The following is a 25890-nucleotide window of genomic DNA, read 5'->3' as shown; positions in this document are numbered from 1 at the left end:
CAACACCTTATAAACGCGGTTTTCTATGAGTTGGAAGGTTGTTGTATGCGTAGAAAGCGTAGGAGCGATCCCAAGGCTAATGACTTGTAAATACAAGGCTTCTAAACTATCGCCCAGCAATGATTGCGCGACATACGCTTCCGTTGACATAAACCGTATAGCAGACAGAAAAACCATCGTTGCGATGAAGAAAACCGTGTAAGCCACGGGTTCATATCGTGTGCAGCATAATAGTAGTGTGATCGAGCGAAGACTCGCGCTAACAAAGGTATATACAAATTTAGGGTTAAATTAGAATGTTTTTTTGGATAGTACTGATAGTGTTTTGTTGTGTTTGGATTCCACCGACACTGAGAAACAAAGAGCGTTATAAGCTAAATAAAGTGAACCGTGCAGAGGCTCCTGGGCAGTTTGTTGAACTGACTCACGGTGCCGTTCATTATGAGTTAACGGGAAACCCTGATGGACCATTAGTCGTGTTGGTTCATGGGTTTTCTGCTCCATCGTATATGTGGGACAAAAATGTGCCAGCCTTGGTTGCGTCTGGTTATCGAGTCCTACGGTTTGACCTCTATGGCAGAGGATATTCAGCAAGACCGTCGATAAAATATGATACGCCGTTATTTGTAGAACAAATTCAATCACTGACTTCGAAAGTGGTGGGTGATCAAAAGTTTCATATCGTTGGGCTTTCAATGGGGGGAGCGATAACCTCCGCATTCATTAGCCAATTCCCAAGTAAAATACTCAGTGTTATATATTTAGCCCCTTTTAATAAACCCATTGATATCGGTCCTATAGCGAGACCTATAATTGGGCAGTGGCTGGGCTATACGTTCTTTATTCCATCACTTGCTAAAAACCAGCTCAATGATTTGGTTCAACCAGAATTACAACCTGATTGGGTAAGTCGGTTTGAACGTCAAATGCAATTTAAGGGATTTCGAAGAGCGATTATTAGCTCTAGTCGCTATGTTATAAACCAAGATCCGACCCTGAACTATAAGGAAGTAGGTACGTTAGGTATTGAGAAACTACTGTTGTGGGGAACTAAAGACATAGTGATTAGTATTGAGGATGCTCCGCGAGTACAGCAGTTATTAGGGGCGAATACTAATTTAGTGATTTTAGAAGGGGCAGGGCATGTACTTCAATATGAAAATTGTACTGAAATAAATGAGGCGATGATTGAGCATCTTAACCGCGTTTCTGTTAAAGCGGTCTAAGCGAAGAAATGTTTAAGTCATCCTAATGCTGGTGGTAATTGTACAGTGTGGTAATAGTGTGCTGTGATGATAGCGCGTTGTGATAGTAGAGTTAACGGCTTGTGATGGATACTGACTGCATTGTAAAGCAAACATTTTAACTCATTCATTTTGGTCGTAATATTCTGACTTTTCATTGGTCTTCGATATTTAAAATTGATTAATCGCAATACAGTTCGAGTTTTGTATTGAGTATGGGTTCTCAATGCATATAATAAACCAAAAGACATAGGGCAGAAGCTTCTCGTTGGAGCTTCTGCTTTTTTATTGAGAATAAAAAATGAAAAAAAATTCAGTCGGTTTGATTGGTCTGATTGCATTAGTGTTCGGTTCGATGATTGGAAGTGGCATCTTTAGCATCCCTCAAAACATGGCCGAACGCGCATCTCTCGGCGCGGTTATCGTCGCATGGGGCATAACAGGCGCAGGGATGCTATTGCTTGTACATACGTTCAAGTTATTGTCAGAACATAAACCAGACTTGAATTCGGGCATCTTCTCTTACGCTAAAGCAGGCTTTGGTGAGTACGTTGGCTTCCATTCTGCATGGGGCTACTGGATCATGAGCTGTATGGGGAACGTTGCACTTTCAGTAATGATCAACGACTCGCTCGGTTTGTTCTTCCCGGTATTACTGGAACATGGCGTAGAAACCGTCATACTCTGCTCAGGCTTATTGTGGACAATGAATTTTATCGCTTTGCGTGGCGTCCAAGCATCATCATTCATTAATATTATTTCCACGGTGGGCAAACTACTTGGCCTCACCTTGATTATTTGTATTCTACTCGCCACTTTTGAACCGCAACGCATGGTTGTAGATATCTGGGGGGAGCAGAACAATCTGGGTACGGTTTTCTCTCAAGTACAAAGTACTATGATGGTTACTCTGTGGTGTTTTGTCGGGATTGAAGGCGCGGTCGTGCTGTCTGGTAAGGCTAGGAAAAAATCCGACGTTGGTAAAGCCACACTCATCGGATTTTTAGTGGCGATTACCATGTATACGTTAATTTCGGTTTTGGCCTACGGCATTCTTCCTCAAGAAGAACTCGCACAATTATCTAACCCTTCGGCAGCTTCATTACTTGCTCACGCCGTTGGGCCGTGGGGACGCTTACTGGTAAACATTTGCGTATTAGTGTCAGTGTTTGGTGCGTTAGTCGCATGGACAATGTTAGTCGCGGAAGTGCCATTTGAAGCTGGACGAGTCGGCGAGTTTCCAAGTTTTCTTGCCAAAACAAATGAAAATGGTGCGCCATCCAGTTCATTAAACATGTCGACCAGTTTTATGCAGGTATTGGTACTAATGGTGGTACTGTTTGAAAACGTGTATTTGGCGGCGATTAATATCGCGTCGGTGATGGTGCTACCTTGTTACTTATTGAGTAGCTTATACTTATTCAAAATCGCGATGTCTAGCAGTGAGTCGACGGCACTTAAATCAAAACGCTATGCTTTGATCGCTGCATTATCCGCAGGCTATTGTATTTGGTTGATTACTGCGGCTGGCGTAGAGTTTTTGTTAATGGCGACCATTTTGTACGCGATTGGTATACCGTTTTTTCGTTACACTCATTCAGAGCGAATCAAACTAGGTGAGTGCGTTTACACAAGCAAAGACAAAGTATTAGAAGCACTATTGGTCGTGATGGCGGTCTTGTCCATCTATCTTATGGCGACCGGCTATCTCCATGCCTAATATGGCAAAGTAAACTGAATAACAGGGAGATGGAAAATAAGGCGCCCTATGGCGCCTTATTAATAATGAGTGGCTAATTCCTATGTGCGCTCTGCAAGGTAGGCATCGTAATCAGGGATTTCGATATCGACTTCTTTGCCAAGTAGATCTGACTCAAACAAGAAGTTTGCCGTTGCGCGATTTGTAGCGACAGGGATGTTCCAAACGCTAGCAATTCTAAGTAAGGCTTTCACATCTGGGTCATGCGGAACCGCATTGAGTGGATCCCAAAAGAAAATAAGCATATCGAGCTTACCTTCCGATATAAGCGCGCCAATTTGTTGGTCGCCGCCCATTGGACCACTGATCATGCTTTTAATTGCTAGCCCAGTGTCTTTACTTAACATGTTACCCGTCGTGCCGGTAGCATAGAGGAAGTGACCTTGTAACTTTTCTTTGTTCTCAAGTACCCAACGAAGTAGCTCTGGCTTGTAATGGTCATGAGCCACAAGTGCGATGTGCTTATGTGCAGGCATGGTACGTATTTTTTTTTGCATTAATTTATCCTGAGTTATTGAAATTCTATCAATGGAAAAGTCGTCGTCATCGCGTTAAATCGTGACACTAAGCTTAAAAGTTTAGGTTACGTGTGGACAAAGCACTCAGTCAGAATTTCAAGTCTATATAATCTTACTAGATGGTAATCGCCCTTACGTTATCAATCAATTATGTTTAATAACAAGTGTGACAATTACTGGGAATGAACATTAAAAATGGGTCGAAATCCGGAGGGTGACAGCGAATCTTCGATAGTGTCGACATTCAGGTTATCTGGTGTAAGCGTGTCAATGCTTGGAGCGAGATCGTGCCCGTAAGGCTCGTCTCGTAAATAAGAGACGGCTTGCTGTACAGATAATCGCCCTTGTTCAACCATTTTGTCTGTGGGCGAGAACTTAACTTTGTCGCGTAGTAGCCCGCGATAGACCCCGTGACTAAGATAGATAGAGAGTAAATCTATGCGTTGAGTGAGATTGGCCGCTCTAACTTCACTGATCGCCGCTTCGATAGCAACAGCACTGCCTACAATATAACGCAGGTTCTTGCGTGTATCGATCACTTGTTGAATAAGGTTACGCTGTAACTCTTTATCGTTGTCAGCCCAAAGCGTGTCAGTGACCTTTATATCAGAGTGTTTAATGGCCTCAAGAAAACCTAAAATTACCGGCTTGGTTCCGCCACTAGACTGCGGCCCAGGTAACAGTGCTAATTCAACAATTCCGCTGTCTTTGGGGTGTTTGTCTGCAAGAAACTTCCCCGTTTTGTAACCCATCCAATACCAATCGACGCCGACAACCCCCTTAATATGAGTTTTTTGATTAGCGTCAACAATGAGGTGGTTGACCGTGGCAAAAACAGGTGTATCACCAATATAAACACCCAGGTCGTGTTGAAACGCTGTTGGCGAGACGGTACCAAGGATAATAGCGTTAGCGCCCCAACGGTTGCATGCCTCCATTTGCTGACGTTGTTTCTCTATATTCGGATAACCACCAGATTCAAAAACTTTTAGTTCAACATCTAACGACTGCGCTTCCGTGACCATGCCATAATTAACAGATAGCCAGTATGAATCTTTCAAATGGGGGTAAATTGCACATATTTTTTCATCGGCATGAGCAGTTGTCATGCTGAACATGAGTGCAATTACGCTAACAATTGGAAAATATTTCATTTTTTTTGACATGGACTCATCGTTTGGTGGCAACTGAAGATCGAACCATGCAAAATATAGCGTACTATCAGAGTGTAAAGAAGTGGATTCTCACGGAGTCATGCATGTTACTCGCCAAAGCTAGTATCGGACGTAAACTATTTTTCTCATTCGCGGTCATGGCACTTTTAGTGTTGTTCTCGACGGCAATTGGTGTGTCTGGGTTTTCATTGGTCGCAAAAACGGAAAGAAAAGTCGTTGAGGCTGCAATGCCATCAATGCTGGAGGCTCGTGAAGTCTCTGAATTGAGCACCAGTATTATCGCGTCGGTACAAACATTGTCTAATGCCAAAACGAAGGTACAACATCAGCAGGCGGGTAAAAAACTGTTTGGCCAACTAGAGTCGCTACTTAGTCATATAAAAACATTAGGGTCTGATTCTTTTGATGCAGAACTACTTGGTCAATTGGAACAAGATGTACAGGCTATTCTTGATTCACTTATCGAGCTCGGAATGTCGGTTGAACGTCGCATCGAGTTGGATCAATCGATAGTAGCGAAAGTGGGGAACTTGCGCGTGTTGGCACAAGAGTTAGAGGAGCTAACTCGTACTCAGGTTCTTAATACGAGTACTATTGCCGTGGCTAATGTCACTCATATTTACGCGCTACTCGAAAAAAACAAGAGAAATGATGCTTTGAACGCATTGGACAGTTTAGTGGAGATTGATCTTGATTTATCGGAACGATTACACGAACTGCATTTACTCGCCTTCAAAACACTCAATCAAATAGAAGAGTCGCGTACAGTAACCGTGTTAGAGCGGATCGAAGAGTTACAATCATCCTACCAACATAACATAACCATTATGAAAAGGCGGGTGCAAGGAGTTGAAGATCCCGCAAGATCAAAGCAAATGACGCAGCTCCTCGAACAGCTTGAGCAAGGGGGAGATGTTTTCGCGTTAATGAAGCAAACCAATTTTGAAGGCAGGCATTCGCTGGCTTTGAACCAAGAGACACTTGATCAACTGACTTCCTTAAATAAAACGGTTGCTCAGTTGGTGGATCAGTCTAATGCCGCGACGTCAAAAGCGGTTGCTCAACTCTCTTCAACATTGAATTATGCACAATGGACGCTGACACTTCTTTCTATTTTGAGTTTTATGATTGTTGTTGTGATTGTTTGGAGAGTGGTCTACTTATCGGTTGTCAAACGGCTTGATGAGTATTCCTCCGCGTTACTTTCTATTGCAAAAGGGCAGCTTAAAGTTGATTTAGCAGTAAAAGGTAATGACGAACTCGCTCACATGGGGCAGGCTATTATTACCGCAAGGGATACGGCTCAATCGTTAAAGACTGTCGCAGAGTCTGAAGCGAGTGCTCGTAAAGCGCTCCAAGAGCATAAAGCTCACTTAGAACAGACGATTGCCGACAGAACTATTGAGTTGCAAAATACTAATGCAAGTCTAAACCGAGAAGTTAAAAATCACGCCCAAGCTAGAAATGATGCAGAGCAAGCAAGCCGAGCAAAAACTGCGTTTCTTGCCACAATGAGCCATGAAATTCGCACCCCTATGAACGGGGTGTTAGGAACGGCTGCATTAATGGAAGAAACGCCATTGGATGAGAAGCAGCAGCATTATCTAGGAGTGATAAACCGCAGTGGACAAAATCTGTTAGCGATTTTGAACGATGTATTGGATTATTCGAAAATTGAGGCGGGACATTTAGATATTCGTAATAACCCGTTCGATCTTACTCGCATGGTGCGTGATTGTTATCAGTTGATGCATGGTAAGGCGTTGGAAAAGCAGTTGGAATTTAAGTTTAGTATCGATGTTGACGTTCAAAGCGTTTATTGCGGCGACGTAACACGCTTGAGCCAAGTGCTCAACAATCTAGTTGGGAATGCCATTAAGTTTACTGACGAAGGCGAGGTGTCTATCCATGTATCCCGTGATCCGGATGATGAGACCTGTTTAGTCTTTGAGGTCTCTGATACAGGGATGGGTATTAGCCCCAACGATCAGCTTGCGCTGTTTGATGCCTTTACTCAGGCTAGTCACGGTAAAAGTGCATCGGGCGGTACTGGTTTAGGCTTGGCGATTAGCCAAAAACTGGTGAATGCGATGCATGGCCAAATCTATGTTGACTCTTACTTAGGTGAAGGAAGTCGTTTTTGGTTTATTGTACCGCTAGAAACCAGTGAATTTGACAAGCAAGATGTCTATGAGCCAATTGGTAGGGCTGATGCTGTGAGCGCAAAAGTACTACTGGTGGAAGATAATCCAGTTAATCTCATGGTTGCTGAAGGTTTCTTGGTGAATATGGGACATCACGTTCGCTGTGCCGAGAATGGCGCCGATGCTGAGGTACTTTTCACTGAAAATGATTTCGACATCGCGTTGTTGGACATTAATCTACCCGACACTGACGGTGTTACCTTGATGAAAAAATTGAAATCACAGAGTACGAACGGTGATGAGCAAATCCCAATGATTGCCGTTTCTGCGCATGTCTTTACTGAAGAAGTTGAAGGGTATCTCAGAGCAGGTTTTGATGGCTATCTTCCTAAACCTATTGATAGAGAAGCATTAAAGTCTCTTATTCAGTCTAAGATACATGGACGAGAACTGAGAGCGGCACCCATACCATTAATTGAGGTGGATATGGAGGCGAATATGGGGATGAAGAATACAACAATGGTTGATGAGCAAGTATTAGAGCAAGATGTCAAAGTATTAGGCGTTACGCGAATGACCAAAATCGTCGATGCATTTACCTCATCCAGTCAGGTTACATTGGAGGAGCTTGAGCGTGCTGCTCAGCAAGGAGAGGCTAAAAGTGTTAAAGATTTAGCGCATAAATTAAAAGGATCAGCAGGAGCGCTTGGTTTAACAACCTTGTTTGAACACTGTTTAACCATTGAAAAATCGCAAGACCCAATTGGTGATTATATTCGCTTAGTTGACCATATTGTTAGCGTTAAAGCTCAGTCAGTAGCGGTTCTAAATAACATATTAGTTAGGTTAACGCCTTAACCCAAGGGTTCGTAATCACCAAAAAGTAAGGGCTCATTAAGAGCCCTTACTTTAATCATTATTTGGATTTATCTTGAAATTTAACGCTTGAAAGATCGAAAGATTGTGTGTCTTCTGGCTCTTGGTTAGAAAGCTCTCGAAGATGATCCAGCTGATGCTCAAGCATGTTAACTGCATCATAATCACCATCGGAACACGCCACGTAAATCTGTTGTTCGATCGCCTCAATGCTATCTTTAATGCTCATCATACACCTCCGAAGTGTTCAATAGAGCACCTATGCGGTTAACCAATAATGTAGTCAACGGACAAAGCGTAAACTGACAAAGTGTCAATTGACTATGCCGTCAACCAATTATGTCATTAACCTATTATTTCAATTCAAGTCGATTTACTTATGGTTAAATCGGCTTACCTGTTCTCAAATCGATTATAGTCCAAGAGCCCAAATTCGACAGGTTGTGTACGTTGATAGAACTCATGTACTTGGTCACTAAAACGCCAAAAGTCAGGGGAGGTGCGTCTAACTGCATAATTGTCGAGTAGTTTTATGTAGTCATCCTCGTCTTCAATTGATTTGAGTTGAGCGACAAATTGTTCTATTTGGTTCTCCTTGATTGAAAAATACGCGGCTGGGTAGCTACCGATAACCCCGCGAACAAGGGTAAAGTTATCATTGGCGTAATCACGGTTATTCTCTTCTGAAAACAGGCTGGAAATATTCACGTGCGCATTGTTGTGAAGAAGGGTGAATAATTGATTATCGCCTTTATTTGTCTCAATCATAAGCATAGTGATCTGCGGTACAGACTTGAGACCTTCACCCTTAATATCATCGACAGTTCTCAATAACGCTTCGTTTTTACTGGATAAACCTGTATTCACAATTTGGTATCGGTCGTTAAGTATCGGTGCCAATTCTGCTTTAATCTTGCTAAACAACTCTGCCTTGTAATCCTGAGTGAGGTATAGCACTTGGGTCGGTTGACTGAACGGGGCGACATTACGTTGTAAAAAGGTACTAAATTGTGGACTTTGATCTTGGTACCAACTGCTGAATTCTTTGTGTCGCATAGTATTTGGTAATAGCGCTAAAAAGTTACTTTCTCCTTCCATACGCAAAAAGTCCATGAACATACGTGTGATAAGTTGGTGTCCAAAGTTCCCGTAGACATCAAACCCTGCAACTAACAAGTAGTGAATACGCTCCAAAAGGGCATAATCAAGAACCCACGCTGTTTTAGGTGGATGACCAACTAAGCCTTGCACCACTGATGCACTATCAAAATGGCGGAACACGGTGAGTGCTGCATTAGGATTGTTGCCGTTACCTTTCCAAAGTAAGTCCGTGGTTAAGTATTTACCGCCTGTAAACCACTGATTCATGAAGGTTGATTTGCCTTCTAGATAGCGCGCTTGTTGGTTGGAATATTTAACCCAGTTCGTAATAGGTACGGTATTGCTTTCTTTTTCACTTGGCAGTTTTAAGTTGTCGGCCTGTTCTTTGTAAAAATCGACAACTTCTGGAATATCCGAAGTATCGGGATCGATGAAGAAGACCCAAAAACGGTCATTGATGACATTAAGTGCGAGCTGACCACGACAAACCGGACCTTTTATATAAGCCATTATGGTGTTTTGCGCATTATCCAACATGAAATTAAAGCGAGCTTTAACTGGCAATGCTTCAAATGCCGTCATTGGGTTCGCTGCGACGGAGATATCGTAACTTGGCAAGGTTTTGACGGTGTAGTTAGGCTCAATAAACCACTCATACCACAAATCAAGCTTGGCATCGTTTAATTTGAACGGCATGTGTGTCTTATCAACAATGGTTCCTTGGTTCGGTATCAACCGATAATAGACTCGCACCTGATCAGGGTTATCATAAGGTCTACGCGTCACAATGCGTTTTACCGCTGTGCCAGGTGGAGTACTAGAGCGAACGATTTTAAAAAAGCGTGGCTTACCTTCTATTTCAGAAAAATAAAGGTTCGCTAAAAATAGGTGCTCATATATATAGCGGGCAGTGAGTTGGTTTTTAAGTGATGAGGTATTAAGAAGCTCTTCATACTTATCAACCATAGTTTGTTCGTCTTTGGACAATGGGAGTGGGGCATTCATCATAGCGCCGTTACCGAGCCATGCCACTAATGTTGAATATTCATCATTGTCGATACTTGGCATCCCAAAAGGCATGCCCCATAAAGGGTTTTCTTGCTCATAGGCATCGTATTCTTCAATGGTTGGACAGACTTGTTGACGATTAACCGAAAAATCAAAGCCTTCGAGTTGAGCTGTTTCAGGTAATGGATGACGCGCTTTCTGTGTGATCATACGTGAGACGAGACCAGCATCTAAATTGGCAGATAGTGTTTGATCACGTTCATTGAGAACGGGAAAGAACCCCAAATCACGCCATTCTTGAGTGTTCTGTGCATCTTCAAAGAGGCGGGTAGGTTGTGTGGCTGTTAGCCGTTCCCCTTGATAAACAAGTGCTTTGCTAGCACCTCTATCGATTCCTTCAACCGAAGACATTTTTAGTTGGCAAGGTGCATCGTAGCACGCATGACAAACCACACATCGGTTATCAATAATGGGCTTAACTTCATTAATAAAGAAGTCAGCGTGGGTCGATTCAACCGAAACGGTTCTTTCTCTTACCTCAGGCTTACCAAACAATTCATCATAATTGAGTCCAGCGTAGGTCGCACAACCAGCAAAAACGACGATACATAAATAGACGATAAGTTGTTTCATTTTCATAATATGCTCTCAATGCAGCGTGTCAAAACGCGTATATCTCCTTGTTAATATAGTACTAATTTTTGTTTATATTCGATTAAAGATCTAGTGATTTGTTATTTGGGACAAAAAAAAGCCTGACATCATGTCAGGCTTTATGTGAGACTAGTTGCAATGTTTATCGCTTGATGTGTTAAGCGGTTTTAAGTTCTGCTGCTTTTTCTTCAGTAATAGGTTTGGTGAAGAAAGACAGAAGAATACATACACCCATCATTGCTGCTGATATGGTGTAAGCCAGGTTATAACCGCCGCCGTGGGTCATCGAGTAACCAACCACAGCTACACCGATTGCACCGCCAATACCCCAAGAGGTATAAAGTACGCCATAGTTGGTGCCGTAGTTTTTCAGACCGTAGAATTCAGCGGTTAGAGACGGGAATACTGCCAGTAATGTACCGTAACCGAGTGCAGCAAGTGCAGTACCGATGATCAATGTGAATTCACTATCAAAGGTTGCGAACAAAATCATGTTGATGCCTTGCAAAATAAACGCAAGCATCAGTGTGCGAATACCGCCAATTTTATCAGACAAAATACCAGCACCAATACGACCACCAGAGTTAAAGATCGCTAGGATAGACGCGAGGTATACTGCATTTGGTAGGTTGGCTTGAACACTAGCAATGTTAGTAATGTTGCCGATAATCATTAGGCCAGTCGCAGAAGCCAAAGCGTACATTACCCAAAGAGCGTAAAACTGTGGCGTCTTAAGCATTGCTTTCCATGAAATATCGACAGCTTGTTTTACTTTTACAGGGGCTTGTCCAGCTTTAACTTTAGGTTCTGCAGGTTGGTATCCTGCCGGCGGGTTATTAATCGTTGCTGCGAGTGGCACGGCAATAAGTAAAATACCAATACCTAGGATCATGAAGCTAGAGCTAATACCCATTTGGGTAATCAGCGCAGATGTCAGCGGTGCAAGATACACAGCCGCTAAACCGAAACCAGCAGCGATTAAACCGTTGACCATGCCTTTCTTAGAAGGGTGGAACCATTTCATCGCAGAAGGCGACAAACATGCATAACCAAATCCGATACCAGCACCAGTAATTACACCGAAAGTGATGTTAAGAACAAGCACAGACTCTGCGAAGCTTGAAGCAATCATGCCAAGACCTGTTAGCGTAGCACCTAAAATAAGGATGTTACGAGGGCCCATGCGATCTTGTAGTACACCTGCTACTAATAGACAAAGCGAAAAAGTGATTGTCGCGATTGCGTAAGGAGAAGATGCGTCAGCAGCACTCCAACCCCATTCACTCACTAAGGCTTTATTAAATACACTCCAAGCATACAGGATGCCAAGACAAAGGTTGATACAGAATCCCGCAATAAGGATTCGCATGGCTTTATCAATCTTGCTCATTTTTGTTCTCTGGTATTTCGAACAATGTTCGGGGGTTAGACAAATTTTCAAATTTAGTTTGCGTTTATCAACAGACGACGCAAAGGAGCGCGGATTATAACCAATAAAAATGTGATTGGAATCGATTTCTTTGAATTAATTGAAATAAAAATTACGCTGTAAATATTATGTAAACATAATGTTTAAATTTGATCTAACTTATTAATATGCATGGGCAGATCACAAATTTTTAAAGTAACCAGATTTATTTTTATGTAATGCTTTTGTTAAAACAACTGGCAATTAATTAAGTAAATTACGTAACATACTGTAACGAAAGGAAAGTGATCATTTCCAATGTTACTGAGTTGTAATTGCTCTGAGAAAAGCAATTTCAATAAAGCCGTTGGTCAAATATTGAGCTTGTATTTACTCTAAAGACATATGACAATATAGACAAAATGAGTTTTCAAAAATGAAAATGGACATTTCATTCCTATTTTTACTACTTTTCGAGGTGATTTATGTTCATTGCAAAAATCGGTATGTTACTTGGATTTTCCGTTGGGGCAGGTTATGTGGCCGCTGATCATATCCATTCCTATATGCTTGGATTTTCGATCGCTGCACTAGCGGTAGGGGCTTGTTACCTTATTGCATTTGCTAGCACTAAGTATCCACAATTTGCAATGGGTTTACTGCTATTAGGGACAATGGCAAAATTGACTGTAACGGTAGTTGGCGTCGGTGTCAGTGTGTCTTATGATTTAATCTCGTCTCCACTTGTCTTCTCATTGTCTTATTTGTTCTATCTGATTGCGGTAACCTATCTTTGGTTTAGTTTTAAAGACAGCAGAATGCCAATCCCAGATATTATGAAGCCAAAACTTGCGTCCTAATTGAAGATGTCGTAGCGCATTACCTCTGTGGCAAGAAATAGAATGAACAAAGAAGGGCTTAGGTCCTTCTTTTTGATCGTAGTCATATATAACTAATTCCCATGCTCAAACATCCCACTGTGTGATTGCACTATTTCGCCCACAAAACAGCCCGATGTTTCACGCGATACTCGGTGAGGATGAGAATTTGTTTTGCTTGTTTGGGAGCCTTATCATCAACGGCTTTTTAATCTCTCTTAACTTACGGCCCAAAACAGCTCTTTATGACAGGGAGTCACGAGTAATATATTATTGAGAGTAATAATGATAGTAATTCTTATTTAGGTTTGCAATAATGCCCATGCGTTAATTATTAGAACAGAAATAAGAAGGAACTATGAAACTAAAACTGTCGATTTTAGCTAGCTCAGTGGTACTTGCGCTCACTTCTAATGCTCAAGCCGATGACGTTACCGCTTTAAATGAAGTGGTCGTGTCCGCCTCACGAGCTGACAAAACCAATCAAGATAAAACTCGCTCTGTGGTAAAGGTTGATATGGAGAAGTTGGATGAGATCCAGCCAAACTCTGTGGCGGAGGCGATCAAGTACGAACCTAATGTATCTATAGAAGGCGCGAATATTCCGGGTAATCAGTCGGTTAATATCCGTGGCTTGAGTGGTAATAAAGTACTGAAGGTCATTGATGGCAATCGCCAAAATATGCAATACGGACACCGTCCAAGCTATTTTTTGGACCCTTCTTTGCTCGGTAATATTGAAGTCATAAAGGGACCAATTAGCTCATTGTACGGATCTGGTGCAATAGGTGGAGTGGTCGTTCAAAATACGCTTACAGCTGACGATATTCTTGAAGAAAACGGATTAGGAGGCCGAGTTAAAGTTGGTTATCAAGACAATGGTGATGTTTGGACCAATACTGCGGCCTTAGCGAATAAAAATGACGATATAGATTGGATTATCGCAGGTAGCTACAAAGATAGTGGCTACATGAAACAAGGTGACGGGACAACACTTTACGGTACAGAAGCGACCAATAAAACAGGGCTAGCGAAGTTTAATTGGCAGATTAATAAAGCGCATAAAATTGGCTTCAACTTACGGTATGCTGATCTCGATGGACGTCCTCCAATTGTCGGGGACTCAAGTGGGCAAGTTAATGACCCTAAGTTGCTGATTAGCCGTCGTACCACTGACCAGTCTTATGGTGTTAACTACAATTTTAATCCCAATAGTGTTTGGCTTAACGTGGAGGCGTCCCTGTATCGAAACGATACCAAAATTACTGAAGTAGACCCATCCATTGCTGGTGAAGATACGTCACAATTAAAAACAACGGGCTTTAATGTTACCAACCAATCAGACACGGGAAAACTTAAGCTGTTTACGGGGGTGGACGGCTATTTGGATGAGTTGGACGCAAGTCGGGCTGCGTCTGTATCAGGGCGTCCAGAATTACCTAAAGATGCGCAAACATTTGTGGTTGGTGCTTTTGGTTACGTTAACTACGACCTGTTAGAAACATTAACAGCAGACGTAGGGGTTAGATACGATTCGTTCTCGTCAAAAGCACAAGGCTTTGACGACAATAATCAATCGGCTTGGTCGCCATCGGTCGGTTTACTTTGGCAAGCTCAACAATGGATGGCGTGGTCATTACGTTACGATGAAGCGTTTCGAGCGCCTGATACGTCAGAACTTTATATGAGTGGTACACACTATTCTTACGGTCCAGGTGGTCCGAGCAATGTGTTTGTGCCAAACCCCGAGTTAAAACCGGAGAAGTCACATAACGTAGAGTTAAAAGGGCAGTTTGACTTTAATAATGTTATTGCGGACGATGAGTTATCCATTACGACCAGTGCATTTCACAACCAAGTTAAAGATTTTATTAATCTAGATGTCGACTCGACCCCGAGCAGTAGCTGCGGTATTGGTGGTTCAATGGTCGGCTGTGCGGGCACGAGTCGTTCGAGTAATATCAATAACGCAGAGTTGACAGGTTACGAACTAGCAGCCGATTATCGCTGGCAGCAATTGTCACTCGGACTTTCCTACGGTCAAACCCGTGGTAAGGATACCGATACTGATGAATGGATCACCAACATTCCGGCGGATAAATGGGTCGCAAGCGCTCAGTACGGATTTTGGAATATTGATACAAAGATAGGGACTCGAGCAACATTTGTTAGTGGCCAAGGGCGTGTACCAGAGGGGTATACTGAAGGTCCTCATGAATCTTATCAACTCGTTGATTTTTACGCATCTTGGGAGCCAACAAGTGAGCTAGAAGGACTCAAAGTTGACCTTTCTCTCATTAACGCCTTCGACGAAAACTACAGAACAGCTTGGACCAAAGTGTATCAACCCGGTCGCTCTGTACGTCTAAACGCACAATACACCTTTTAATCAAAAATAACTTATGAAGCGGCCTCTAATAGGAAGTCGCTTTTTTTTTGATTCACGTTTAGTATTAATGAGTTATCTGCAATGTTTCGGGGAAAGGTTTAGTGCAAAACTCAATTACGCTAGAAGCACTACATATATTAGATGCGATTGATCGACGAGGCTCGTTCGCAGCCGCGGCCGTTGAGCTAGATAGGGCGACTTCCTCATTAAGTTATCAAATTCAAAAGCTCGAACAAGATCTCGATATTATGATTTTTGATCGTTCCGGCCATAAAGCGGCGCTAACGGATGCCGGACGTTTGATTTTAGAGCGTGGCAGAGTCATTTTACAGGCAACCGAAACGATGGTGCATGAAGCTCGATTACTCGCGAACGGGTGGGAGCTCGACTTAACAATTGCTTATGACAGTATTATTCCTGTTGCCAATTTCTTCGAGCTTGTCGACAAGCTTGGCTCCGTCAGTAAAACTCGGCTTAAATTAGAAGAAGAGGTATTAGCCGGATGTTGGGAGTCACTCAACGAAGACCGAAGTGATCTCCTTATTTGTCCTCAGCCGGAAGTCACACCTCAAGGGGTAAAAACACAGGTTCTAGGACCAATGAGTATGACATGGGTAGCCGCATCCAATCATTATGTTCACAAAAGAAGCGGTGTCTTTGATAGTCAGGCAAGAGAGAAGTATCGCGTTATAGCGATTGCAGACACAGCTAGAGAGCAACCTGCGTTAAGCGTTAATATTTTGGAGAAACAGCCACGATTAACCGTTTCCAATTTAGAGGCTAAGGTTGATGCGCTCATTAACGGGCTCGGTATTGGTACTTTACCAACTCAAATTGCCGACCCTCTAATCAAAGCAGGTAAGCTCTGCCAAATTAATGGTACGACGCAAGCGGAAATTGATATTGTGTTAGCCTGGAAAAGAAACAATATTGGTGAAGCGAAATCGTGGTGCATCAAGCATTTAACGAAGAATTGGGATTTAAAGTAACCACTAGTTAGTGATGTAAAATCAAGCGCTTGAATGAGTCTATACGCCATATTGCATTAATGATTGTGTAAATATATTGGTTACACCGTCACACTTATTTGGGTTCAAGTACTGAAGATGAACGCTTTACGACAGTCATTTGATTTATTATGAGAGCTTTGGCTAGTGTAGCCAATGCTCTCATGAGCATGAACGTTAACGGTTTTGAAGATATAGGCGTATTAGCGTAGTTTCAGTACCATATCGGCAACGCCGTCTTCAAATTGAACATCCAATTCAAATCCTAATTTTTGTGCCAATGTTAACATGCCTCGGTTGGTTGGCATGGTCATCCCGGATATCTTCAGTGTCTGTTTCGCAACGCAATAATCGATAATTTTTTGCATTAAGACGCGTCCTAACCCTACGCCTTTTAAATCCGATCGAATCAATATCGCAAATTCGGCATCTGAATTGTCTGGGTTAACCAGTACTCGAGAAACACCGATGATCCGTTGTTGCGCGCGACTCGCATCAACAGCGACGAAAGCCATCTCTCGGTCGTAGTCAATCTGAGTCAAATTCGCGAGTGCTTCGTGATTGAACTCACCAACGTCGGAGAAGAACCGCTTATATAAGTCTTCTTTTGTGACATTATTGATGAAGTCAGCGTGCAAAGGCTCATCTTCAGGTTTGATTGGTCGCAGTAGTATTTGGGATTGATCTTTGAGAGTAATCGTTTCTTCCATTTCTGTTGGATAAGGTCGGATAGCTAAGCGTGCTTGTGGGTCACCACTAAATGGCCTAACAGCGATGGAAGCGTCGAGAATAGTAATATCGTCACCATTTAAGAGAAGTGGGTGGATATCCAGTTCATAGATCTCAGGGCAGGCGACAATTATCTGTGACACTTTAACGATGAACTCAGCGAGTTTCGCTAAATTAATAGGGTTGGGTGATTTATGAAAACGTAACGTTCCATTATTAATGGCACCCACAATCAGGTAACGCGCAAGTGCCGTATTAAGTGGAGGAAGCGCCGTTACGGCTTCTTTACTTATGTTCCAATCCGAGCCTCCTTGACCAATAAACAGCGCAGGTCCGAATGTTGGGTCTGTCACGGCTTTTATTCTTATTTCTTGTCCGCCAGCGACCTTCGCCATTTTCTGAACGGTTAGTCCTTCTATTTTTGCGTTAGGGTAAGACAGCGTCGTGCGGTCTAAAATCGATTGTGCCGCGCTAGATACTTCATTTAGATCACGCAAGTTCAACATAACGCCGTGAATATCTGACTTATGTGGGATATCGGGTGAGCGAAGCTTTAACGCTACAGGGTAACCAATTTGCTCTGCAAGGTGAATAGCTTCTGAAGGATCATGAGCAAGCCAGGTTTTCAAGACGGGGAGTTTAAATAAATCAAATAATTGCTCACACAAATGAGACTCTAGCAAGGTAATATGCGCAGGAGACTGCTGCTGAGAGGTGTGACTAGAAAGCCAGTCATGTGCTCGACTTAGTTGTTCTGAAGAATATGAATCCGTGGTAGTCGGCGTTTCCATAAGTTGCCACTGGTTACGGCGATAATCAACTAAGTGCATAAATGCGGTTACCGCACTTTCTGGTGTTCGATAAGTGGGAATGCCATTTTCAGTGAAGAGTAAGCGAGCTTGCTTTGCCGTCGCTTCCCCGGACCAATTCGTTAATATGTTGAAACGCTTAGACTTAGGATGAGCACGTATCGTTTCAATCACTTGTTTGGCTGTACTTTCTGACTCGGACACAGCAGAAGGACTATGCATAATGAGAATCGCATCTATATCGTCACTATCTAGCACGCAATTGATCGCTTGGATATAGCGCTCAGCTGTAGCGTCACCAACGAGATCTATTGGATTGGATTGAGACCAAGTAGCAGGTAATACTTGAGATAAGTTATGTATTGTTGGTTGTGACAACTCTGCGAGCTTACCGCCTCGGTCGGAAAGCGTATCAAGCGCCATCAAGGCGGGTCCCATACCATTAGTAATAATGGCAAGACGTTCACCACGTAATGGAACGGAATGCGTTAATGTTTCAACCGCAGCAAACAATTCATGGGTATTATTTACACGTAGCATACCTGCACGTTGTATTGCTGAGTCGTAGACAATATCGAGTGATAACGTAGAGTCCGTAAGTGACCCCATGCTGTTTGTGCGTGATCTACCTGCTTTTAGTACCAAAATACGACGGTTGCGAGATGTAGCTCGAGCTGCCGACATGAATCGCCGAGCATCACGAATAGAATCGACGTAAAGCAAAATAGATTCTGTCTTGCTGTCGCGTGCTAGGTAATCGAGCAAATCATCAAAATCAATGTCGGCACCGTTGCCTAGAGAAATGAATGCTGAAAATCCGATATTTTTATCGTTAGCCCAGTCCAAAATAGTGGTGCAAACGGCAGAAGACTGTGAAATAAACGCCAATTTCCCTGGCTTACAGTTAACAGGTGAAAACGACGCATTAAAATTTTGCCAAGGCAGTAAAATACCAAGACTATTTGAACCTAAGACTCGCATTCCTGCATTCTTGGCAATATCAATACATTGCTGCTCTATGCTCTTCGCCGGTTTTAATTGGCTGGCTTCGTCTACAAAAGTCGTATTTAGGGGGAAGTCTGGTTTGTCATTTTCAATAGTGGGGCACTCGACGTCGAGCGTCATATCAGACGCCATTACGATGACGACTTTCACACCGATCACGGAAAGTTCAGTAAATAGCTCGACATTTCGAGAGCCTCTAGTACAAAGAATGGCAAGATCTGGAGCAAAGGGTAGCTCGCTAACAGAACGATAACATAGAATACCGTTTACTGATTTATACCTTGGATGAACCGGCAGAATTGTACCTTGAAACCCGCCGAGTAACAGGTTCTTAATGACCACGCCACCGGCTCGTTGTGCCTTTGCTGATGCCCCGATAACGGCGATAGATTCGGGTTTAAAGAGTACATCTAATGACATGGTTTATCCTTTTATACTAATGACAACTAGGCGTTCAATGAACAGGCAGTAACCAAGATACATTATCGCGATGCCTATTAGATTTCACGATTGTGAAGGCGGTTTACCAACAAGAGCACCTAAGTAAAGGTTGTGTTAACTACTAGCTTCGATATCGACTAGACTGCTTTAGCCACGATACTGTTTTAGTGACTACATTGGTTTACTTACTACACCAGTTTACTAACTACATAGTAGCGCAGTCCCTGTTCAGTCGGAATTTCATTGTCTAAATTTAGAGATAACATATTGCTGTGTCTCGAATATTGTGTAACATGTCACAGCATTGGACTGCTGACATTCGGAATGATTGAATGAAACAATTTCTGTCGGCATGATTTAGAGAATTTGATATTTGGGCAGTAAAACTATGAAAAAAATTGTTATCGTAAGTATCACCGCATTGTTGGCGGCTTGTTCTTCAGGTGACTACGTGTCTGAAGTTAAATCTGAAAGCTACCGTGAAGATTACACACCTGTCGTAGAATCGACGGCAGTCAAACCTGTTGCGGTTGCGGCAGCGGCAAGTACGACAGAAGCAGTAAAGAAAAGGGACGTAACGAAAAGCCCGGCACCACAAAAAGCTGAGCCTCAGTCCGTTGTAACGAAAACTCAAGCTCAGCCTGCTAAAGCAAGCGCAGCAGATAAGAGTGTCGTTAAAATCGTCCCACCGTCGAAAAAACAAATCGATCAAGACTATCGTTACGGCTTTACGATTCAGGTAGCAGCTGTTGGCTCGAAAGATAAAGTAACTTTATTCTCGGAAAAGTTGCCTAAAAACGGTCAACCGGTTTGGGAAAACTACAAGATGGTCAATGGCACTAAATGGTATTCAGTATTGTATGGAGACTATGCCACTCGCAAAAAAGCACAAGCGGCAATCGCGACATTGCCAAAAGAATTTCAATCACTTAAGCCATTTGTAAAAAGTATCGACAAGATTAAAAAATCAGATTACCCAACATTAAGTAAACTTAATTAGGGCAATAGCTAACGATTTTTGACCTCGAGTTAGACTCGCCGAATATCATGCACCCAGCTATTGAGTTAAAGGCTCATGATCTGGGTGCATTTTTGTATGTTAAATATCCATACAGTAAGGTTTTCGGGATATTTAACACTTTTTGGACTGAATCTTAGGGCACGATCGTTTATGATTTAACTCCAACGACCTAAGGACAGATGTACAATGTCAAACATGAATATTCTTCTACTATGTGGCGGCGCCTCAAGCGAGCATGAAGTCTCACTTGTGTCTGCTGATTACCTTGAATCTCAGCTACAGACCAATCCTCGTTTTGATGTTATACGTGTTGAAATCACTGCAGACGGCTGGCGATCTCAAGATGGCCAGCTAGTGTCTTTGGATGTCAACAAAAAAGCCCTAGTTGGAGAAAATTATCACCACAGCATCGATTATGTCGTCCCGTGTATTCACGGTTTCCCTGGTGAGACCGGAGATATCCAATCGCTGCTGGAAATAGCAAACATTCCTTATTTTGGTTGCGGACCTGAAGCGAGCTGTAATAGCTTTAATAAAATCACCTCTAAGCTATGGTATGACACGCTTGGTATTCCAAATACTCCGTATCTCTTTTTGACTGAAAATAATGAATGCGCACATATGCAGGCTCATGATGCATTCGATAAGTGGGGAAAAGTATTTGTTAAGGCTGCGAAGCAAGGCTCGTCAGTGGGTTGTTACAACGTCACTAGTAAGGGAGCGCTTTCTGATTCTATTGATGCGGCCTTTGGTTACTCTGATCAAGTTGTCATTGAGAAGGCAGTAAAACCACGTGAGCTTGAAGTTGCTGCGTATGAGTATAAAGGGCAGCTACGTATTACCTTACCAGGAGAAGTCACCGCGCCGGAAGGAACCTTTTATTCTTATGATGAGAAATACAGCTCTGAAAGTCATTCAACCACGGACGTTGAAGCAAAAGGCTTAACTAAAGACCAGCAAGCGCAAATTCAGCAGTATTCAGAGAAAGTCTTCACTCAGATGAAGTTACGACACCTTTCTCGTATCGATTTTTTCTTAACAGAAGACGATGACATCTATTTGAATGAAGTGAACACGTTCCCCGGCATGACCCCAATATCTATGTTCCCTAAAATGGTGGAACACTCAGGCGTGAAGTTCGCTGACTTTGTTATTGACTGTATAGAGCGTACAGCCTAAACCGTTGAAGCTATAATAGTCATAACACTCTAATATCAGCAGGGTGTTATGACGGCTTAAATTTACTCTTCTCTTTCTCCGAACTACCTGGATTACCCGTGTACTGAAGTGGCATCGCGGGACTGGCCCAACGCCCAAACTCTTGTATATCCCGTACTTTATAACCTTCACTCCACAGCTTTTTCACGGCTCCAACACGACCAGACTGTGAAGAGAAACGCCGGTAGTCTGGTAAATTCAGCAACTCACTAGCGCGTCTCAATATTCGGTAGATGGATGAATCGTCTAGGACGCCATCCTTCATATTGCCATGTCGATCGATTGAGACAAAAAGAGGAGTGTAGGGATTATAGTCTAGCCATGCGATCAATATTAATGCGGCAGTATGGCTCAATACATAGCGGGTGCCGTCTATGTTTAGATAACTAGTTTCATCTAACGTTTCGACATGTTCTTGAGTTAATTGTCGTAAATCCTTTCGCTTTAACGCACACTCATACATGACGTAATAGATGGCAAGGTCGCGCCGATCTCTAGGTTCAGGCGATGCTGAAAGTAGGGTATGTAAATCACTTAAATGATTTTCGGTAAATGCGTTAGTCTCCTTTACTTTATCTGCGCCTGCTATTCGGATTTCATTGAGACATAACCCTATTTCTCGACCTTTCGTAGGGTCTTTTAATCCTAGGACTGTATGCACTACGGCCACCGTGACCACGTAACGCTTTAATGTGGAGTATTTCCTTGTGTGTCGCTCTTTATCAAGAAAGCGTCTAACGGCGGTAACTGATGCTGGAATACTTGAGACTCCGTTTAATCGACAAAAGTCATTAAATAGACGCCAATCTTTGGATAGTGCTAGTAATGAACTTTTTGAGTAATAACAGCTTGTTAATTCATTAAATTGCTCTGCAGTTATAGAATCGACCAGAAGCGATTTAAATTTATCAACTTGGTGTCTTTCTGTGATCACAGGTATGTCTTTTTTCATTTTAATGCACTATAACTTAATTGATTGGTAAATAATAACTGATAACATAGACGCGTTAACAGAAGTTTAGCAACAATAAATAAGAGATGCATCTTTATGGCTTTAGCAAGTTATCGAGGGTTCACCCTTAAGTCGATCGGTAGTGAAAACCAAATCTGGAAAGTCACAATCAAAAACCGTGAGCTAAAGGGAAGTCTATCGGCTATTAAAAAAAGTATCGACTGGTGGTGTGATACTGCCTCAATTATCGACCCGTCACAGCTAGCAACGGCAGCACAACGGACCGATAGTGCTGGTGCACAAGAGCTGTTTAATGGCTATATGATAAAAAATGATACTGGCGAAAATAACGCATGGTACTGTATGTTTAATGGTAAACTTATCAAAGGTGGTAAGTTAGCTATCCAAAAGCATATCGAAGCTTACCTGGTCGCAAAAAAGAAAGCAGAGCAACTAAAGAAATAACATGACACTTGTATATTCAACAGAAACTGGCCGTATCAAAGAAGACAAACCTTCACCTCAGCGCGAAAAAGGTGATGGTATTGTCCGCATTCAAAAGCAGACCAAAGGACGTAAAGGTAAAGGCGTTTCCGTCATTTCAGGTTTGGACTTAGATGACGCGCCACTAAAGCTACTCGCGGCTGAACTTAAAAAAGTATGTGGTTGTGGTGGCTCTGTTAAAGACGGCACCATTGAAATCCAAGGCGATGCTCGAGATAAAATCAAAGCAGCACTTGAAAAGAAAGGCTATACGGTTAAGTTATCCGGCGGTTAAAACCATGACCGCGTAGAAGCCAGTGCTCGTGCTGGCTTTCACACAAACGGAATAACATAATGATCGGTTTCTTAATCCAAATTAAGAAAGTGATTATTAGGTATTTTATGGTAAATAGCGTTATCGTTAAATACGGCTCAATAATAACGACTGATAGTAGTAGGGACAGCGCAAATAGAGGTTGTTCTTATTAATGCCACACTGTATTTAACATAATATACATAATGCGCACTAGAGCACCCAAATTTAACATTTAGGCACACACGTTCAAAACTGTCTCATTCATTACAGTAAGTTATTGATATGTATGCCGAACTCTCTACAAACATTTCGTTTCTCAGCGTTAATCCCTCATACAATCCGAATGGCTTGCTTCCATCACTGTTGCGCATTATGCAGCGTTCGGCAAATTACACCTCTAACAGCCGCAAATTGGGCGAAAAAAATAATTTCGTCTCCCTTCAAATTTGTGAGGCACTTCATGTTTTATGAGTCATTCAAAACGCTTTACTGGCGTGAGTTTTCATCCGTTCGTCAAGGCGCTGAGTTTTTTCACGTTAATGTCGCCACCGTTCGTCGTTGGCTTGATGGCACCGTTGCGATCAATCCCATGGCTGAAAAGCTGCTTATCGTGAAATCGCTTGGCTATTTGCCTAATGACATGCGTTGGCGTGGTTTTCGGGTTGATGAATCTCGGGCTGTGTTGATTACGCCCACCGGACGCGAATTCAGTCCAAAGGAATTGGAGTCTTTTGGGCATTGGCGTGATGAGTATCAGCAATTGATTGAGTTACACGGTCACATCGACAATGTGACGTTCTATCCGGCTAAAGAGAATGTGCTGCCGTTTCGAGGTGGACGCCGCATGAGTGCGGCGCCTTGGGTTCCTACTAAATTTAAATAGTAGAAAGCCCTTTTACGGGCTTTCTTATGCTGCTCTTATGCACCAATCCGTAATACGATCAGCGAGGATATCCTCATCAGTTTCACAATCAATGTGAACATTATGTCTACTCATTAACCATGTAAATTTATCTATATCATTTTCGATAATTGTACGCTTGCTTACATCTAAACCGTCGCCAGGAGCAATCAGGAAAATAGCATTGTTTTTAGATTTGAGCTGTTCAATTGCAATATCAATGTCTCTAGAACCATCATATAGATTACATTTCACACGCTGGTCATTAGTGTACGCAGCAGATACAAGAGTTGCGTTCCCTTGTTCCTTTCTAAACGGTAAATATAGCTTATGTGAAAAGTTACCGTCTTTCACATTATGATATGGGTTTTCAGGAACATGCTTAATATAATCCAGTTCAAGATTTACCTGTAGTTTCCCTTTAAGGCTAGTATAAAAATTGTCTCGATTAATAGTTGTAAATGTTGAGGCAGACGCTCGAATACGCTTTTTATGACCTAATGATACGACTGAATTGTAGAGCTTTTTCAGAATTTCGCTCTCAGATTTCCCCTGAGCAAACCCTTTATGATGACACTGAATTTGGGGTGAAATATTCTCAGTACTACCTGTTGTAAGAATACTTTCTTGAGCTACATCGCACGCCAACTGTACATGAAATATAGCTTCTTTAGAGTACAGACATTCTATGCGGTCAAAATAATCTAACATCCGTACGTTCAATGCCCCATCAGTTGAACGGAAACCCACTCCAATATTATGCAGCTCTCCTGCTCCAATATCAGGAGACCACTGAATACTAAACCATGAGCCTTCTATATTTTCTCGTTTAGTTTGCGATTTAAGTATTTCATCGAGTTTCAACATCTTTATACCACCAACATGTTGTAGTTTTTTGATATTCTAGTCGTGCCGAGGTTAGCTCTCGCGGCCAAAAATGCGTCTAATGCATTAATTCTAGCAGTATCACCAACTAGTAACTGATTCCACCAATGTTGTAGCTCATTGGACACACTGTTATATACTTTAGAGTGTTCTTGTGTAGCTTTTGCGATACCACTTTTAACAGGTAAAGGAACACATCCAAACTTGTATAACATACTCATCAATATACTCTTAGCTTCCATGGTTGGGTCAAGATCAGAAATATCCCAGTTTAGCTTCACGGGTAAATTTCCATGGTCGATCAAAAAGATATTCTGCTTATCTTGTACTACTAGATTACCCATATTTCTATCTTGGTTTGCTACCCAGTCATCAAATGCCACGACGCTTTCAATTTTATTCCAGTTTGCGACCAAGTCTAGTAGAGTTTTACTATGAGCAATATTGGCAGGCGAAAAAACGCTTTTTGGTGTAGTTCCCGCAACCGTACTTGCAACAAAACACCAATCAATATAGTTACCATGAGATGCAGGGAAACAGGTTGAAGGTAGTTGAATAAAGCCAATATGATTCGGAACTGGAAGGTCACATCCATTTGCTACAATATAACCAGTAATTTCGTTTGTTAACGCAAGTTGTCTCGTCGTACTGTACCGCTTGACATACGCACGTGTAATGGATCCATCTGTCCATTCAATTTCACATTCGTGCGTTTCAGCCATTTGTCCATCTGTTTCAGTGCGAAGCACTGCTACGAGGTTTTGTTTACCTAATACCTCAACGTTTAAATTAGCCATGTTAAACTCATTCTGATTATTTTTTGCGAATCATACATCAGCATATAGTTGAGTAATAGAGTAATTGCGCATTATTGTGTTATTGAACCGCAAAAAAGCCGAACCCTATCAAAGAGTTCGGCTTTTATCCCATAGGCAGCAAGCAAAAGTTGCCAAAGGATGTAATTAGCTT

General features: G+C 42.3%; 20 protein-coding genes. 11 read left to right on the top strand and 9 right to left on the bottom strand.

The window, feature by feature from the left end; translation table 11 throughout:
• The first annotated feature begins 296 nt into the window (after nucleotides 1–296).
• Together L4D74_RS06010 and L4D74_RS06005 are read left to right on the top strand one after the other, a co-directional pair.
• The gene (locus tag L4D74_RS06010; protein WP_428751233.1) at nucleotides 297–1226 is read left to right on the top strand and encodes an alpha/beta fold hydrolase; all 930 of its coding nucleotides are present in this window, start codon (nucleotides 297–299) and stop codon (nucleotides 1224–1226) included.
• 319 nt (nucleotides 1227–1545) lie between these two features.
• Complete coding sequence (locus tag L4D74_RS06005) at nucleotides 1546–2964, top strand: basic amino acid/polyamine antiporter (RefSeq protein WP_428751232.1); 1419 nt, start codon at nucleotides 1546–1548, stop codon at nucleotides 2962–2964.
• Nucleotides 2965–3044: 80 nt separating this feature from the next.
• On the opposite strand, the gene L4D74_RS06000 is transcribed toward L4D74_RS06005, so the two are convergent.
• Both L4D74_RS06000 and torT read right to left on the bottom strand, forming a co-directional pair.
• Entirely contained in the window at nucleotides 3045–3500 is a 456-nt protein-coding gene (locus L4D74_RS06000) for a methylglyoxal synthase (protein WP_265674363.1), read from the bottom strand.
• A gap of 194 nt (nucleotides 3501–3694) precedes the next feature.
• A complete protein-coding gene (gene torT / locus L4D74_RS05995) occupies nucleotides 3695–4687 on the bottom strand; it encodes a TMAO reductase system periplasmic protein TorT (protein ID WP_428751231.1) in 993 nt (330 codons plus the stop codon).
• A gap of 92 nt (nucleotides 4688–4779) precedes the next feature.
• On the opposite strand from torT, the gene torS reads away from it, so the two are divergent.
• Entirely contained in the window at nucleotides 4780–7698 is a 2919-nt protein-coding gene (torS, locus tag L4D74_RS05990; protein ID WP_428751230.1) for a TMAO reductase system sensor histidine kinase/response regulator TorS, read from the top strand.
• Between the two features lie 58 nt (nucleotides 7699–7756).
• On the opposite strand, the gene L4D74_RS05985 is transcribed toward torS, so the two are convergent.
• The 3 genes from L4D74_RS05985 to L4D74_RS05975 all read right to left on the bottom strand — a co-directional run bounded on the left by L4D74_RS05985 (nucleotide 7757) and on the right by L4D74_RS05975 (nucleotide 11869).
• Entirely contained in the window at nucleotides 7757–7945 is a 189-nt protein-coding gene (locus L4D74_RS05985) for a hypothetical protein (protein ID WP_428751562.1), read from the bottom strand.
• A gap of 164 nt (nucleotides 7946–8109) precedes the next feature.
• Nucleotides 8110–10464, bottom strand: a complete 2355-nt coding sequence (locus L4D74_RS05980; protein ID WP_428751229.1) for a fatty acid cis/trans isomerase — start codon at nucleotides 10462–10464, stop codon at nucleotides 8110–8112.
• Nucleotides 10465–10636: 172 nt separating this feature from the next.
• Nucleotides 10637–11869, bottom strand: coding sequence for an L-lactate MFS transporter (locus tag L4D74_RS05975; RefSeq protein WP_428751228.1), 1233 nt, complete (start codon nucleotides 11867–11869; stop codon nucleotides 10637–10639).
• A gap of 503 nt (nucleotides 11870–12372) precedes the next feature.
• Between L4D74_RS05975 and L4D74_RS05970 the strand changes: the two genes are divergently transcribed.
• The 3 genes from L4D74_RS05970 to L4D74_RS05960 all read left to right on the top strand — a co-directional run bounded on the left by L4D74_RS05970 (nucleotide 12373) and on the right by L4D74_RS05960 (nucleotide 16143).
• A complete protein-coding gene (locus tag L4D74_RS05970; protein WP_265674367.1) occupies nucleotides 12373–12747 on the top strand; it encodes an NADH:ubiquinone oxidoreductase in 375 nt (124 codons plus the stop codon).
• Between the two features lie 376 nt (nucleotides 12748–13123).
• On the top strand, nucleotides 13124–15154 hold the full coding sequence (locus L4D74_RS05965) for a TonB-dependent hemoglobin/transferrin/lactoferrin family receptor (protein ID WP_428751227.1): 2031 nt from the start codon (nucleotides 13124–13126) through the stop codon (nucleotides 15152–15154).
• A 101-nt stretch (nucleotides 15155–15255) separates the two neighbouring features.
• Entirely contained in the window at nucleotides 15256–16143 is an 888-nt protein-coding gene (locus L4D74_RS05960) for a LysR family transcriptional regulator (protein WP_428751226.1), read from the top strand.
• A gap of 221 nt (nucleotides 16144–16364) precedes the next feature.
• Here L4D74_RS05960 and L4D74_RS05955 read toward each other — a convergent pair whose 3' ends face one another.
• The gene (locus L4D74_RS05955) at nucleotides 16365–19124 is read right to left on the bottom strand and encodes a bifunctional acetate--CoA ligase family protein/GNAT family N-acetyltransferase (protein ID WP_428751225.1); all 2760 of its coding nucleotides are present in this window, start codon (nucleotides 19122–19124) and stop codon (nucleotides 16365–16367) included.
• Between the two features lie 409 nt (nucleotides 19125–19533).
• Between L4D74_RS05955 and L4D74_RS05950 the strand changes: the two genes are divergently transcribed.
• Nucleotides 19534–20145, top strand: coding sequence for an SPOR domain-containing protein (locus L4D74_RS05950; protein WP_428751224.1), 612 nt, complete (start codon nucleotides 19534–19536; stop codon nucleotides 20143–20145).
• 207 nt (nucleotides 20146–20352) lie between these two features.
• A complete protein-coding gene (locus tag L4D74_RS05945; protein ID WP_428751222.1) occupies nucleotides 20353–21345 on the top strand; it encodes a D-alanine--D-alanine ligase in 993 nt (330 codons plus the stop codon).
• A gap of 46 nt (nucleotides 21346–21391) precedes the next feature.
• Here L4D74_RS05945 and L4D74_RS05940 read toward each other — a convergent pair whose 3' ends face one another.
• Nucleotides 21392–22336 carry a tyrosine-type recombinase/integrase gene (locus L4D74_RS05940; RefSeq protein ID WP_428751221.1) on the bottom strand — a complete coding sequence of 315 codons (945 nt, stop codon included), beginning with the start codon at nucleotides 22334–22336 and terminating at the stop codon, nucleotides 21392–21394.
• Nucleotides 22337–22432: 96 nt separating this feature from the next.
• Between L4D74_RS05940 and L4D74_RS05935 the strand changes: the two genes are divergently transcribed.
• The 3 genes from L4D74_RS05935 (at nucleotide 22433) to L4D74_RS05925 (ending at nucleotide 24018) form a co-directional block, all read left to right on the top strand.
• A complete protein-coding gene (locus L4D74_RS05935) occupies nucleotides 22433–22801 on the top strand; it encodes a DUF3319 domain-containing protein (protein ID WP_428751220.1) in 369 nt (122 codons plus the stop codon).
• A gap of 1 nt (nucleotide 22802) precedes the next feature.
• The gene (yciH, locus tag L4D74_RS05930) at nucleotides 22803–23114 is read left to right on the top strand and encodes a stress response translation initiation inhibitor YciH (RefSeq protein ID WP_428751219.1); all 312 of its coding nucleotides are present in this window, start codon (nucleotides 22803–22805) and stop codon (nucleotides 23112–23114) included.
• A 481-nt stretch (nucleotides 23115–23595) separates the two neighbouring features.
• Nucleotides 23596–24018 (top strand): phage protein, encoded by a 423-nt coding sequence (locus L4D74_RS05925; RefSeq protein ID WP_428751218.1) that lies wholly within the window; start codon nucleotides 23596–23598, stop codon nucleotides 24016–24018.
• A gap of 24 nt (nucleotides 24019–24042) precedes the next feature.
• Here L4D74_RS05925 and L4D74_RS05920 read toward each other — a convergent pair whose 3' ends face one another.
• Together L4D74_RS05920 and L4D74_RS05915 are read right to left on the bottom strand one after the other, a co-directional pair.
• Entirely contained in the window at nucleotides 24043–24903 is an 861-nt protein-coding gene (locus tag L4D74_RS05920; protein ID WP_428751217.1) for a hypothetical protein, read from the bottom strand.
• A gap of 2 nt (nucleotides 24904–24905) precedes the next feature.
• On the bottom strand, nucleotides 24906–25718 hold the full coding sequence (locus tag L4D74_RS05915; RefSeq protein WP_428751216.1) for a hypothetical protein: 813 nt from the start codon (nucleotides 25716–25718) through the stop codon (nucleotides 24906–24908).
• Between the last annotated feature and the right edge of the window lie 172 nt (nucleotides 25719–25890).

This window comes from Vibrio cionasavignyae (genome assembly GCF_050337155.1).
GTDB classification, from domain to species: Bacteria; Pseudomonadota; Gammaproteobacteria; order Enterobacterales; family Vibrionaceae; genus Vibrio; species Vibrio nomapromontoriensis.
The sequence above is the reverse complement of the archived record's forward strand: the minus strand, read 5'-3'. Positions and strand labels throughout refer to the sequence as shown.